Source organism: Rhizobium sp. N122, from assembly GCF_002211295.1.
GTDB lineage: Bacteria > Pseudomonadota > Alphaproteobacteria > Rhizobiales > Rhizobiaceae > Rhizobium.
Genome location: NZ_LOKU01000056.1, coordinates 57,727 through 71,171 on the forward strand (window position 1 = coordinate 57,727; position 13,445 = coordinate 71,171).

Annotated in this window: 15 protein-coding genes; 9 read left to right on the plus strand and 6 right to left on the minus strand. The window is 62.2% G+C overall.

Features of this window, described 5'->3' with window-relative positions:
• Positions 1 to 157: 157 nt before the first annotated feature.
• From rpmH to yihA, 4 genes are all read left to right on the plus strand, one after another.
• Positions 158 to 292, plus strand: coding sequence for a 50S ribosomal protein L34 (gene rpmH / locus ATY75_RS27585; RefSeq protein ID WP_003570740.1), 135 nt, complete (start codon positions 158 to 160; stop codon positions 290 to 292).
• Between the two features lie 21 nt (positions 293 to 313).
• Positions 314 to 715 (plus strand): ribonuclease P protein component, encoded by a 402-nt coding sequence (gene rnpA / locus ATY75_RS27590; protein ID WP_088939963.1) that lies wholly within the window; start codon positions 314 to 316, stop codon positions 713 to 715.
• Positions 715 to 2,508, plus strand: coding sequence for a membrane protein insertase YidC (yidC, locus tag ATY75_RS27595; RefSeq protein ID WP_088939964.1), 1,794 nt, complete (start codon positions 715 to 717; stop codon positions 2,506 to 2,508). The genes rnpA and yidC overlap by 1 nt, the downstream gene beginning before the upstream one ends.
• A gap of 140 nt (positions 2,509 to 2,648) precedes the next feature.
• A complete protein-coding gene (yihA, locus tag ATY75_RS27600) occupies positions 2,649 to 3,302 on the plus strand; it encodes a ribosome biogenesis GTP-binding protein YihA/YsxC (RefSeq protein ID WP_088939965.1) in 654 nt (217 codons plus the stop codon).
• 48 nt (positions 3,303 to 3,350) lie between these two features.
• Here the strand turns inward: yihA and ATY75_RS27605 are convergent, their stop codons facing one another.
• The 3 genes from ATY75_RS27605 to ATY75_RS27615 form a co-directional block, all read right to left on the minus strand.
• Positions 3,351 to 3,905, minus strand: coding sequence for a fasciclin domain-containing protein (locus ATY75_RS27605; RefSeq protein WP_088939966.1), 555 nt, complete (start codon positions 3,903 to 3,905; stop codon positions 3,351 to 3,353).
• Between the two features lie 142 nt (positions 3,906 to 4,047).
• Positions 4,048 to 4,767 carry an anti-sigma factor gene (locus ATY75_RS27610; protein WP_088939967.1) on the minus strand — a complete coding sequence of 240 codons (720 nt, stop codon included), beginning with the start codon at positions 4,765 to 4,767 and terminating at the stop codon, positions 4,048 to 4,050.
• Positions 4,764 to 5,303 carry a sigma-70 family RNA polymerase sigma factor gene (locus tag ATY75_RS27615; protein WP_088939968.1) on the minus strand — a complete coding sequence of 180 codons (540 nt, stop codon included), beginning with the start codon at positions 5,301 to 5,303 and terminating at the stop codon, positions 4,764 to 4,766. Before ATY75_RS27615 ends, ATY75_RS27610 begins: the two co-directional genes overlap by 4 nt.
• Before the next feature lie 143 nt (positions 5,304 to 5,446).
• Here ATY75_RS27615 and argB point away from each other — a divergent pair, with 143 nt between their 5' ends.
• Positions 5,447 to 6,334, plus strand: coding sequence for an acetylglutamate kinase (gene argB, locus ATY75_RS27620; RefSeq protein WP_003570750.1), 888 nt, complete (start codon positions 5,447 to 5,449; stop codon positions 6,332 to 6,334).
• 371 nt (positions 6,335 to 6,705) lie between these two features.
• Complete coding sequence (locus ATY75_RS27625) at positions 6,706 to 7,854, plus strand: alpha-hydroxy acid oxidase (protein WP_088939969.1); 1,149 nt, start codon at positions 6,706 to 6,708, stop codon at positions 7,852 to 7,854.
• A 60-nt stretch (positions 7,855 to 7,914) separates the two neighbouring features.
• Here ATY75_RS27625 and ATY75_RS27630 read toward each other — a convergent pair whose 3' ends face one another.
• The gene (locus ATY75_RS27630; RefSeq protein ID WP_088939970.1) at positions 7,915 to 8,685 is read right to left on the minus strand and encodes an isocitrate lyase/phosphoenolpyruvate mutase family protein; all 771 of its coding nucleotides are present in this window, start codon (positions 8,683 to 8,685) and stop codon (positions 7,915 to 7,917) included.
• A complete protein-coding gene (locus ATY75_RS27635) occupies positions 8,682 to 9,755 on the minus strand; it encodes a trifunctional transcriptional activator/DNA repair protein Ada/methylated-DNA--[protein]-cysteine S-methyltransferase (RefSeq protein WP_088940121.1) in 1,074 nt (357 codons plus the stop codon). Before ATY75_RS27635 ends, ATY75_RS27630 begins: the two co-directional genes overlap by 4 nt.
• 102 nt (positions 9,756 to 9,857) lie before the next feature.
• On the opposite strand from ATY75_RS27635, the gene ATY75_RS27640 reads away from it, so the two are divergent.
• Positions 9,858 to 10,571, plus strand: a complete 714-nt coding sequence (locus ATY75_RS27640) for a pyrimidine 5'-nucleotidase (RefSeq protein ID WP_064836169.1) — start codon at positions 9,858 to 9,860, stop codon at positions 10,569 to 10,571.
• A gap of 130 nt (positions 10,572 to 10,701) precedes the next feature.
• Positions 10,702 to 11,337, plus strand: coding sequence for an EF-hand domain-containing protein (locus ATY75_RS27645; RefSeq protein WP_088939971.1), 636 nt, complete (start codon positions 10,702 to 10,704; stop codon positions 11,335 to 11,337).
• 122 nt (positions 11,338 to 11,459) lie between these two features.
• Here ATY75_RS27645 and ATY75_RS27650 read toward each other — a convergent pair whose 3' ends face one another.
• Positions 11,460 to 12,326, minus strand: coding sequence for an LOG family protein (locus ATY75_RS27650; RefSeq protein WP_049730666.1), 867 nt, complete (start codon positions 12,324 to 12,326; stop codon positions 11,460 to 11,462).
• Between the two features lie 192 nt (positions 12,327 to 12,518).
• On the opposite strand from ATY75_RS27650, the gene dapD reads away from it, so the two are divergent.
• Positions 12,519 to 13,379, plus strand: coding sequence for a 2,3,4,5-tetrahydropyridine-2,6-dicarboxylate N-succinyltransferase (gene dapD / locus ATY75_RS27655; protein WP_064836165.1), 861 nt, complete (start codon positions 12,519 to 12,521; stop codon positions 13,377 to 13,379).
• Positions 13,380 to 13,445: the final 66 nt, after the last annotated feature.

The following is a 13,445-nucleotide window of genomic DNA, read 5'->3' on the forward strand; positions in this document are numbered from 1 at the left end:
GTGAAATCATCCGGTATAATTGACTTTCACCGGCTTCGTCCGTATAAGCCGCCGCACGTCCGGTCACTCAGGCCTTTCATGGCCCGCCCGTTCGAAAAACAACGCTCCTTGCATCATGCAAATTCAAGAAGGGCCGCACTCCGCGGTGTTTAAATAAATGAAGCGTACCTACCAACCATCCAAGCTTGTTCGCAAGCGTCGCCACGGCTTCCGTGCGCGCATGTCTACCAAGGGTGGCCGCAAGGTCATCGCCGGCCGCCGCGCGCAGGGCCGCAAGCGTCTTTCGGCTTAAGGCCGGGTTGCCCGAGAAGAGATGGCGGGCGAATTGACGACCAAAGAAGAAAAACACACAGTCGGGCGGCTGAAAAGCCGCCCGCAGTTTCTTGCCGTTCGCGAGGGCGAAAAACGCCGCGGCGGCCTCTTCCTTCTCGAAGTCCTCGACCGGAAGGAACCCGACAGCCAAGCCCGCGTCGGTTTCACAGTCACCAAAAAACATGGCAACGCAGTCGAACGCAACCGGATGCGCCGCCGCCTGAAAGAGGCGGTGCGGCTTCATGCGGGGTTTGCAATGCAGCCCGGACACGACTATGTGGTTGTCGCGCGCAGGGACGTGCTAGAGGCGTCCTTCAAAGAATTGGCCGCGGAACTGAAATTTCGCGTGGAAACCAGGCCGAAACCCCGGCGCTCCGGAGACGGACGCCCCAGGAACGTATGATGGAAAAAAACCGCAATTACTTCATTGCGATCGCTCTCTCGGTGCTGATCGTCCTCGGCTGGCAGTTTCTCTATATGAATCCGCGCATCGAGGCCCAGCGCAAGGCGCAGGAAGCCCAGAAGGCGCAGCAGAAGACTGAACAGGTGCAGCAGCCCGCAGCCGACGGCGCGACGCCGGCTCCGACCAGCGGCACGGCGCCCTCCGGTCAGGCCGTCGCCACGGCGACACTCGAACAGGCGCTCGCCAAGAACCCGCGCGTCGTCATCGATACCCCTGCGCTTTCCGGCTCGATCAACCTTGCCGGCGCCCGGCTCGACGACCTGAAGCTCAAGGGCTACCACGAGACCGTCGACGACTCGAGCCCGACCATCACCCTGTTCAGCCCGGCGGAAACCAAGGACGGCTATTTCACCGAACTCGGCTATATCGGCAGCGACGCGACGGGCAGCGTTCCCGGCGCCGCGACGCTCTGGACCGCGCCCGAAGGCGCCAAGCTCACCGAAAAGACCCCGGTGACGCTCTCCTATACCAATGACAAGGGCCTGACCTTTACCCGCACCATCTCGGTCGACGAACGCTACATGTTCACCGTCGCCGACAAGATCGAAAATACCGGCCAGGCTCCTGTATCGCTGTCTTCCTACGGCCGCGTGACGCGTTACAACAAGCCGACGACGCCCTCCGTCTACGTGCTGCATGAAGGCTTCATCGGCGTCATCGGCGACGACGGCCTCGTCGAAACCAAATATACCGCCGCCGAGAAGGAAGCCGTCATGCCGCCGAAATCCACCGGCGGCTGGCTTGGCATCACCGACAAATACTGGGCCGCGACGATCGTTCCGCCGCAGACGTCAGCCTATGAAGCGCGCTTTTCGCATTTTGCCGACGGCCAGCCACGCTATCAGGCCGACTACAAGGACGATGCCTTCACCGTTGCGCCGGGCCAATCGATCGAGCTGAAGAACCTGGTCTTCGCCGGCGCCAAGGAAGTGCCCGTCATCGACGGCTACGAGGCCAGCTATTCGATCCCGAAGTTCGACCGGCTGATCGACTGGGGCTGGTTCTATTTCATCACCAAGCCGATGTTCAAGCTGATGGACTTCTTCTATCGCTTCTTCGGCAATTTCGGCGTGGCGATCCTGTGCACCACCATCGTCGTCAAGGCGCTGTTCTTCCCGCTTGCCAGCAAGCAATATGCGTCGATGGCGAACATGAAGCGCATGCAGCCGAAGATGGAGGAGCTGAAGGCGAAATTCGCCGACGACCGCATGGGGCTGCAGCAGGCGACGATGCAGCTCTACAAGGAAGAGAAGATCAACCCGATCGCCGGCTGCTGGCCGGTGGCGCTGCAGATCCCGATCTTCTTCTCGCTCTACAAAGTGATCTACATCACCATCGAAATGCGGCACGCGCCGTTCTTCGGCTGGATCAAGGACCTTTCAGCCCCCGATCCGACGACGATCGTCAATCTGTTCGGCCTGCTGCCCTTCGAGGCGCCGACCATTCTCCATCTCGGCGTTTGGCCGCTGATCATGGGTGTTACCATGTTCCTGCAGATGCGCATGAACCCGACGCCGCCCGATCCGACCCAGGCGATGATCTTCAACTGGATGCCGCTGGTGTTCATGTTCATGCTGGCAAGCTTCCCGGCGGGCCTCGTCATCTACTGGGCCTGGAACAACACGCTCTCGGTCGCGCAGCAATCGGTGATCATGAAGCGCCAGGGCGTCAAGGTCGAACTCTTCGACAATCTGAAGGGCCTGTTCCGGCGAAAACCGGCGCCGTCGAAATGACGCTCTCAAGCCCCGCTCCGGCGGGGCTTTTCATTTCCGGGCGGACCGAGGCGCGAAGCGCAGACCACCTCAAAGCTTGACATCTGTCCGCAAAACCACGAAGCCGACTGAAGACCGAACCCTAGGATTGCCGAGCCCGTATGCCCGAAACCGAAAAGCCGCTCTTCGGCCACCCATGGATCTTCATCCGCGGCGTCCCGTCGCTCAACTTCCTGCCGCCGGAAGGGCCGCTTGAGGTGGCATTCGCCGGCCGTTCCAATGTCGGCAAGTCGTCGCTGATCAATGCGCTGGTCGGCCAGAAGGGGCTGGCGCGTACCTCGAACACGCCGGGGCGCACCCAGGAGCTCAATTATTTCGTTCCGGATGGCTATTCCGGCGAAAGCGGCGACATGCCGCCGATGGCAATCGTCGACATGCCGGGCTATGGCTATGCGCAGGCGCCGAAGGACATGGTCGACAAGTGGACCAAGCTGGTTTTCGACTATCTGCGCGGCCGCGCGACGCTTAAGCGCGTCTATGTTCTGATCGACAGCCGCCACGGCATCAAGAAGAACGACGATGACGTGCTCGATCTGCTCGACAAGGCGGCCGTCTCCTATCAGATCGTGCTGACCAAGACCGACAAGATCAAGGCGCCCGCCGTGCCGAAGCTGCTTGCCGAGACCGCGGACAAGATCCGCAAGCGCCCGGCCGCCTATCCCGGCGTGCTGTCCACCTCGTCGGAAAAGGGCGACGGACTGGACGACCTGCGCCAGGCGATCGGCGAAACCGTCGGCATCGCAAACTGGAAATAAAAGGGACGCCCCGAAGGGTCGCCCCTGCCTCTGCCGATACCGACGATCTTACATCTTCGGCAGCAGCACCTTGTCGACGACGTGGATGACGCCGTTCGATTGTTTGACGTCGGCGATCGTGACATGGGAGACGCCGCCGTTTTCGTCGGTCAGCGTGATCTTGCCCATGCTTTCCCTGGCTTTCAGCACGCAGCCGCCGACGGTCTTGATGTCGTGCTCGCCGCCGTCATCCTTGATCATCTTGGCAACGGTTTTGGCCATCGCATCGGCGGCAACCACATGGCAGGTCAGAACCTTGGTCAGCGTCGCCTTGTTTTCCGGCTTCAGCAGCGTCTCGACGGTGCCCTTCGGCAGGGCGGCGAAAGCTTCGTTGGTCGGCGCAAAGACGGTGAAGGGGCCTTTACCCTCAAGCGTGCCGACCAGGCCGGCCGCCTTGACGGCTGCAACCAGCGTCGTGTGATCCTTGGAATTCACGGCGTTTTCGATGATGTTCTTGGTGGCGAACATCGCCGCGCCGCCGACTTCGGGGTTCTTGGCGGCAGCAAAGGCGACGGCCGACAGGGCGGTGGCGAGCGCGAAGCCGCGCAATACGGACTTGATCATGATTTTCTCCTCACCGGAAACCATCCGCGGGCTTTATGCCTGGGCGTCGTCCGGACATTTCGAACTACGGGGGGTCGCGCCAAAGAGTTTCAGGGAGGAGAAAATGATTTTACGGCCGACACGATTTGCGGCCGGCGCCCGATCATGGCCGGCGTAAAGCGCCGCTGGCGATCACCGGACCGGTCGCCTGGCCGGTCGGCGAGCCGCCGAAGGGTTCGAGGCTGACGGCCAGCGTTGCGCCATCGGCGAGATGGCCGCGCAGATCGGCGGGAATGACGAGCTCGCCGCTTTCGCCCGGCTGGAAGACGCCAAGCGATTTCGGCAGGCCGCTGCCCGGCACCAGCCAGAGTTCCAGCGACTTCTCCTCCGGCTTGCCGGCAGCGACCGGCACGATCTTCAGCCGGCCGCTCTGCAGCTCGTAGGAGGCAAGAAGATTGATGGCGCTGTTCTGGCCGGAAAGCGAGGCCACCAGCGGTGTCGGCCCCTGCGGCTCAGGCACCACGCCGGAGGCGAAGATGACGGCGCTGACGGCGACGACGATGCAGGCAAAACTCAGCGAGCGCCAGAAAACCGCCGAATTCCAGAGCCCTTGCGAAAAGGATGCCGGTTTTTCAGCATCGCCGAAAAGCCGTGCCTCAATCCGCTTGAAGGTCTCCCGGTTTGGAGCGGCGGTTTCATACTCGTCATTGAAGGCGGAAAGATTGGTTTCCCAGCGGCTGACGATCGCCGCAAAGGGCCGATCGTGGCGCATGCGCTCTTCCACCACCCTCCGGTCCTGCAGCGACAGGACGCCGAGCACATATTCGCCGGCGAGAACCTCGTCGCGGGAGCGGTCTCCCTTGCTTTTGTCGGGCGATGTCATCGTTCCATGCACTCTCTCAGTTTCAACAGGCTGCGCCTGAGCCAGGTCCGCATCGTGTTCAGCGGCACACCAAACTGATCGGCCAGTTCCTGATAGCTCAGCCCTTCGACATAAGCCCGTTTCACCGCGACCGCACGATCAGCTTCCAACTCTTCCATGCAGGTGTCAATCCGCCTTCCTTCATCCTTCGTCACGGTCTGCATTTCCGGGTCGGGTGCGGCGTCGGCAAGATCGTAGGCGCTGTCCAATTCGTCGGCGACGGGCTTGCGCGACCGCAACGCATCGATCGACCGGTTGCGGGCAATCGCCGAAAGCCATGCCGAAGGCGAACCCGTGGCTGCCTGGAAACTTCCGGCCCTTTGCCAGATGCTGATATAGACTTCCTGCAGAGCTTCTTCGGCTTCCGTGCGATCCTTCAAGATACGCAGGCAGATGGCAAAAAGTTTCGCTCCGGTCTGATTGTAAAGGGCAACAAAGGCCCTGCGGTCGCCGAGCGCGACGCGGCCGATCAGGTCTGCAATCTCATCGCCTTGCATGCCGTTCCTCATATCACGCTTGCATGCGCCGGACGGCAAAGGCCACCGGCTCCGCGCCAGATACGAAAAACTATTGCCCTCTGGATTATTCCCTCTGTCGGAAACTTGCGATAAAAGGCCGCGAACAATTCCGCGGGGTCCCCATGAACGAGTCCGAAAGCGAACTGCAGGCACGGCTTCTGGCCAAGGCGCTGCCCTTCATGCAGCGTTACGAGAACAAGACGATCGTCGTGAAATATGGCGGCCACGCCATGGGCAATCCCGAGCTCGGCAAGGCCTTTGCCAGCGACATCGCACTGTTGAAGCAATCCGGCGTCAACCCGATCGTCGTTCACGGCGGCGGCCCGCAGATCGGCGCCATGCTGAACAAGATGGGCATCGAATCGAAATTCGAGGGCGGGCTGCGCGTCACCGACCAGAAGACGGTCGAGATCGTCGAGATGGTGCTCGCCGGCTCGATCAACAAGGAAATCGTCGCGCTGATCAACCAGACCGGCGAATGGGCGATCGGCCTGTGCGGCAAGGACGGCAACATGGTCTTCGCCGAAAAGGCGCGCAAGACCGTCAAGGATCCGGATTCCAACATCGAGCGGGTGCTCGATCTCGGCTTCGTCGGCGAGGTGGTCGAGGTCGACCGCACGCTGCTCGATCTGCTCGCCCGCTCCGAGATGATCCCGGTGATCGCCCCCGTCGCCCCCGGCCGTGACGGCGCCACCTACAATATCAACGCCGATACCTTCGCCGGCGCCATAGCCGGGGCGCTGAACGCCACCCGGCTGCTGTTCCTGACCGATGTGGCCGGCGTGCTCGACAAGAACGGCCAGCTGATCAAGGAGCTTTCCGTCGCCGAGGCCCATGCGCTGATCGCCGACGGCACGATCTCGGGCGGCATGATCCCGAAGGTCGAGACCTGCATCGACGCGATCAAGGCCGGCGTCCAGGGCGTCGTCATCCTGAACGGCAAGACCGCCCATTCCGTCCTGCTGGAAATCTTCACCGAACACGGCATCGGCACGCTGATCGTTCCCTGATCGAATATATCCCCGGCATTCAAGAGAGCCTCACCCTGCGGTGCCCCGGAGGGACCTCGAAGGGCGGGGCGGGTGCACTGGCGGTCGATCATGCAAGGAGCGATGCCGCGGCGTGTCCTTCGAGGCTCCGCCCTGCGGGCTGCGCGCCTCAGGATGAGGCAGGTTGGAGGGTGCCGCGCCGAGGCACAGGCCGGCGAGAGACCGCTCAGCCTCTGCATGAGGTGCGCTCGCCGCAGATCATTGTCCGCCTGCAAACCCACCCAAGCCGCGATATCCATCCGACAGGTCGCAAATCGCCCGATCTAGCCTTGGCAAGGTTTCGAATCGTGCTTTAGGTTGCGCCCCGAAAACTTAACGGGTCGAGCAAACAGATGCGCCTTACAGACTGCTATAATTTCCACGACTTCCGGCGCATGGCCAAAAAGCGGCTTCCCGGCCCGATCTTCGATTATATCGACGGCGCTGCCGATGACGAGGTGACGTATCGGCGCAATACCGCGGCCTTCGAGGCCTGCGATCTGGTGCCCGACGTTCTGAGGGGCGTGGCTGAGGTCGACATGTCGGTGACGGTCATGGGGCAGAAGCTGGCGATGCCGGTCTATTGCTCGCCGACGGCGCTGCAGCGGCTGTTTCACCATCAGGGGGAGCGGGCGGTCGCAGCGGCGGCGGCCAAACACGGCACGATGTTCGGCGTCTCCTCGCTCGGCACGATCAGCCTTGAGGAAGCCAGACAGCTCAGCGCCGGGCCGCAGGTCTATCAGTTCTATTTCCACAAGGACCGCGGCCTCAACAACGAGATGATGGCGCGGGCGAAAACTGCCGGCGTGCAGGCGATGATGCTGACGGTCGACAGCATCACCGGCGGCAACCGCGAGCGCGACAAGCGCACCGGTTTTGCCATTCCCTTCAAGCTCAATCTTGCCGGCATGACGCAGTTTGCAATCAAGCCGTCCTGGGCGATCGACTGGCTGACGCATGAGCGCTTCCGACTGCCGCAACTCGAAAACCACGTCAAGATGGACGGTGGCGCGCTGTCGATCAGCCGATATTTCACCGAAATGCTCGATCCCTCGATGGCGTGGGACGACGTGGCGGAGATGGTGCGTGCCTGGGGCGGGCAGTTCTGCCTCAAAGGCATCATGTCGGTCGAAGACGCCAAACGCGCCGTCGAAATCGGCTGCACCGGCATCGTTCTGTCCAACCACGGCGGGCGCCAGCTCGACGGCTCGCGCAGCGCTTTCGACCAGCTGGCCGAAATCGTCGATGCGGTCGGCGACCGGATCGACGTGATGATGGATGGCGGCGTGCAGCGGGGCACGCATGTTCTGAAAGCCTTGTCGCTGGGGGCCAAAGCCGTCGGCCTCGGCCGCTACTATCTCTTCCCGCTTGCCGCCGCCGGACGGCCCGGCGTCGAACGGGCGCTGGAGACGATGCGCACCGAGATCGAGCGCGGCATGAAGCTGATGGGCTGCACCTCGGTCGACCAGCTGACACGGCGCAATCTGCGCTTCCGTTCCTGAGCGGAGCGGGATGTCATTTTCGGGCCGCAGCCTTTCATGCGGATGCGGCCCGAAAATATCTCAGAGCAGGCTGTAAATCGCCGCCGCCTCCTGCTTCAGCTTTTCCATCATCAACCGGTAGGGCCCCGGGCCATAGCTGATGCGGCCGACGCCGAGCCTTGCCAGGGTTTTCACATCGGGAGCGCCGGCCCGCATCATGACATTGACCGGCAGCGCCGATGCGGCGCAGATCTTTTCGATCAAACGGGGATCGATGAGGCCGGGCACGAAGAAGCCGTTGCCGCCGGCCGCCGCATAGGCCCTGCCCCGCTCGATCGCCTCGTCCACCAGACCGGCATGCTTGGCAAGATCGCTCTCGGCCAGAAAAAGATCGGTGCGGGCATTGATGAAGAAGGGAATATCCTTGCCGTCGGCCATGGCGCGAATGGCGCGGATGCGGGCCGCCTGGCTCTCGACGGGATAGAGCCCCTCGCCGGCAACCACCCGATCTTCGAAATTGATGCCGACGGCGCCGACCTCGACCAGCCTGGCGACATTGGCGGCCGCCCCCACGGGCTCCGCCGAATAAGCGCCTTCAAAATCCACCGAAAGCGGCAGATCGACGAAATCGATGATGGATTTCGCCGTCTCCACAAGCACCGATATCGGCAGTTTCTCGCCATCGGCAAACCCGTGGGCCGCGGCGACCGACCAGCTTCCGGTCGCCAGCGCCTTGGCGCCGGCTTCCGTCACCGCCTTTGCCGTGCCGGCATCCCAGATATTGTAGAGGACGATCGGATTGCCCTTTTGGTGAAGCGCGGCGAATGCCTTGGCCTTCTCAGTCTGATTCATGTTGTCTCCTCCATCTTCGCCTGCGTGCTGATCTTTTCTTCATGGCGCAGCAGCCATTGCTTGCGCCAGAGCCCGCCACCGTAACCGGTCAGCGACCCATCCGCGCCGAGGATACGATGGCAGGGCACGATGATGGCCAGCTGGTTGGCGCCATTGGCGCGGCCGACGGCACGTACCACCTCCGGCCTTTGCATCTCCCTTGCAAGATCGCCATAGGCGCGCGTCTTTCCGACAGGGATCTCCATCAGCTTGGCCCAGACATGTTTTTCGAAGGCTGTGCCGCCGAGCGCCAATGGCGTCGCGAAAACGGTGAGCCTTCCCTCGAAATAATTCCGGATCTCCGCCTCGATCTGATCGATGACAGGGCTGCGGCCGATCGCGACCGAGGAGCGGACCCGTTTCTGCAGGGCCTTGAGCTCGCTCGGCAGCGCCTTGCGGTCGTGAAATTCGAGAAGATGCAGGCAGGTTTTGTCGGCAACCGCTATCATCGGTCCGAGCGGCGTGTCGAACCAGTCGGCAAAGAGCAGTTCGCGGTTCTGCGAAAGCGCCGGCGCCTTGCCGACGAGCCGCTGAAAAGCCGTGCGAAAGCCGCTCGAAGACTCGTAGCCGGCGTCGATCTGCGCATCGATGACCCGCGCGCCATCGGCCAGTTGCCGGGCCGCTTCGCCGAGCCTGATGTAGCGGACGATATCGTGGAAGGTCATGCCGAGCGCCCGTTTGAAGGCGCGGCGCACCGTCGAGGGATCATGGCCGCGGCGCACCAGCTCGCCTTCCGTCCAGCGAACCTCCGGCTCGCCGTCAAGCGCGGCCAGCAGCGCGTCGACGATCGGCTCCCGACCCGGCTGCTCCAGCGGCCGGCAGCGCCGGCAAGGACGGAAGCCGGAATGCATGCAGGCGGCGATCGTCTCGAAGAATAGCGTGTTCTCCCGCTTCGGCTTGCGCGCCGGGCAGGTCAGACGGCAGAAGATGCCTGTCGTCTTGACGCAGACATAAGCCTGGCCCTCATAATCGGCGCTGCGCGCGATCAGGGCATCATAGAGCGTATCATCGTCGGGGCGTTCGAAAAGCATATCCGTTTCTAGCATTCCGCGCATGCGACGTCCGCCGAAAATCGGGCGTCTATTTTATTCTTGCCGATTTCCTTGCGGCTGCACCCATGTCATAAGTCCGCCATGACAAAGATCGACCGCACGCCTGACAAAACCGACTTCGCGCACGTCACAGACTGGGTCTTCGACCTCGACAACACGCTCTATCCGCATCATGTCAATCTCTTTGCGCAGATCGACAAGAACATGACCGCCTATGTCGCCGCGCTCTTACAGATGGAGCGGGAAGAGGCGCGCAGGCTGCAGAAGCAATATTATCTCGAGCATGGCACGACGCTGCAGGGGCTGATGATCCATCACGGCATCGACCCGAACGACTTTCTCGAAAAGGCGCATGCGATCGACTATTCGGCGCTGACGCCGCAGCCGGAACTCGGCCAGGCGATCAAGGCGCTGCCGGGGCGCAAGTTCATCTTCACCAATGGCAGCGTCAAACATGCGGAAATGACGGCCGGTGCGCTCGGCATTCTCGAGCATTTCGACGACATCTTCGATATTGTCGCCGCCGACTATGTGCCGAAGCCGGCGCAGGCGACCTACGACAAGTTCACGGCGTTAAAACGCGTCGAAACGAGCAAGGCGGCGATGTTCGAGGATCTGCCGCGCAACCTGACGGTGCCGAAGGCGCTCGGCATGCAGACCGTGCTCTTGGTGCCGCGCAATCTGGAAGACACGCTCGTCGAATGGTGGGAAAAGACCAGCGGCGAAGAGGATCATATCGACTTCGTCACCGACGACCTCGTTGCCTTTCTCGGCAAGATTGCCGGTCCGGGCTGATTGAGGCCCCGGCTGACGGCGACGGACGGATTACCAAAGTTTCATTCAGCTTACCGATGTTTAACTGGGTCTTTCCGCCCAGCTGCCGTAGCTTTCTTCGTGAGGGGACACCTCACGAAAGGCAAATACGATGTACCGCAACAAGCTGATACTGGCAGCGCTTTCCTCCACCCTGATCTTCGGCGCAGCCGCCGGGGCAGGTTATGCCGCACCCGGCGACGGGCCGCGTCAGCACCCCGGCATGCACGGTCCGCATGGTCCAGGAGCTGCCGCCTTCCGCGAAGTCACCTATGTCAGAATGCTCAAGCAGTTCGACGCGAACAAGGACGGAAAGGTCAGCAAGGAGGAGGCGACTGCCGGCCTCGACAAGGTTTTCGCTGCGATCGACACCAACAATGACGGCTCGCTGACGCCGGGCGAAATCCAAGCCTACCAGAAGACGCAGATGCAGGCGATGCGAGATCAGCGCAAGCAGCAGGCCGGCGAAAACAAGGATACGGATACCGCCGCCGCGACGCCGGATAATGACGACCAGGGGCGGCCGCCACGCGACGGGCACGATGGTCGTGACGGGCATCGCTGGATGCGCCATGGCGGCAACATCATGCGCGCCTCGTTGATGATGCATCGGATCGATACCGACCAGAACGGCCAGATTTCCAAACAGGAAGCCGTCGCCGCCTTCGACAAGCTGTTTGCGCGGATGGACCGCAACAAGGACGGCGTCATCTCAATCGACGACATGCCGGACCGGCCGCTGCTGTAAGGCCGCTGCGGTAAGCCCGCTACTGTAAGCCCCCTTACTGTAAGGTTGGGCGAACCATTGCCTCCGCTCTCTCCCCGCCGGGCGGGGAAAGAGACAGGTCTCACGGTCGAGACGCCGAGCCGCTATTCGCGATGCTCATAGAAATCCTGGATGATCTTCCAGGCGGCCTCGGCCGTGTCGACGAAGCTGATCAGCTTGACGTCGTCGGGCGCGATGGTGCCGAATTCGGCCAGGGCATCGAAATTGACGATGCTGCGCCAGAAGGCCTCGCCGAAAAGGATCAGCGGCAGGCGCTCCATGCGGCCGGTCTGGATCAGCGTCAGGCATTCGAAGAATTCGTCGAGCGTTCCGAAGCCGCCGGGAAAGACGGCGATCGCCTTGGCGCGCACCATGAAATGCATCTTGCGGATGGCGAAATAGTGGAAGTTGAAGCTGAGCTCCGGCGTCACATAGGCGTTCGGCGCCTGCTCGTGCGGCAGCACGATGTTGAGGCCGATCGAGGGCGCACCCTCGTCGGCCGCGCCGCGATTGCCGGCCTCCATGACGCCGGGACCGCCGCCGGTGACGATGACATATTCCTGGAACCCGAGGGTCGCCGAATATTTCGAGCAGAGCCGGGCGAATTTGCGCGCCTCGTCATAATAGACGGAAGCCGCTTCCAGATTGGCGCGCTGGATATCGTTGCGCGCCGCCCAGGCGCTCTGGCCAGGGGCGGGAATACGGGCGCCGCCGAACATGACGACGGTCGAGCGGATGCCGCGCTCCGTCAGCATCATCTCCGTCTTCAATAGCTCCAGCTGCAGCCGGATCGGCCGCAGCTCCTCGCGGCAGAGGAAGTCCTCGTCGACATAGGCGAGACGATAGGCGGGCGACATCGTCTGCGGCGTCTTCGGCACAGCTTCGGCGCGCTGCCGGTCGGTCGAGCTGCTCTTCAGCGGGTCCCATACGCCATCCTTGCGCCGCGAACCGCCGTTTCGTCCTTTCGCCATATCGAAATGCCTTTCAGTATTGCCGGCTACGAAGCCGGATATGTCGCTATAACGCCTTGAATCCAGGTATGATCTTGTCGGAAAAATCATTCCGTTCTACGGCTGCATGCTGTAGAGCAGGATAAACACCGCCAACCGCGTTCCGGAGACTCCGCCGTCTCCACGATAAAGATCGAAGTTTAAGGAATTCTCATGAGCGCCACCGACCTCGCATCCCTCGAAAAGACCATCGAAGCCGCCTTCGACAATCGCGACAATGTGAACACGTCGACGAAGGGCGAGGTTCGCGATGCCGTCGACACAGCGCTCGACCTGCTCGATGCCGGCAAGGTCCGTGTCGCCACGCGCGGCGCCGACGGTGCCTGGACGGTCAATCAGTGGCTGAAGAAGGCCGTGCTGCTGTCTTTCCGCCTCAACGACATGGATGTGGTCAAGGGCGGCTCCGGCAATTCCACCTGGTGGGACAAGGTCCCGTCGAAATTCGAAAATTGGGGCGAGAACCATTTCCGCGCCGCCGGCTTCCGCGCCGTGCCGAACTGCGTCGTGCGCCGCTCGGCCTATATCGCCCCGAACGCCATCCTGATGCCCTCCTTCGTCAATCTCGGCGCCTATGTCGGCGAAGGCACGATGGTCGATACCTGGGCGACGGTCGGCTCCTGCGCGCAGATCGGCAAGCATGTGCATCTTTCCGGCGGCGTCGGCATCGGCGGCGTGCTGGAGCCGATGCAGGCCGGCCCGACGATCATCGAAGACAATTGCTTCATCGGCGCCCGTTCGGAAGTGGTCGAAGGCTGCATCATCCGCGAAGGCTCGGTGCTCGGCATGGGCGTCTTTATCGGCAAGTCGACCAAGATCGTCGACCGCGCCACCGGCGAAGTGAGCTACGGCGAAGTGCCGCCCTATTCCGTCGTCGTCGCCGGCTCGATGCCGTCGGGCAATGCGACGATGGGCAACGGCAAGCCGGCGCCGCATCTCTACTGCGCCGTCATCGTCAAGCGCGTCGATGAACAGACCCGCTCGAAAACCGGCATCAACGAGCTGCTCAGAGACTGATGACACCAGGACATTGATCCGGTAAACAGACGGCGTCTTTTTGAGCGAGGCGCCGCCGCCTTGCCA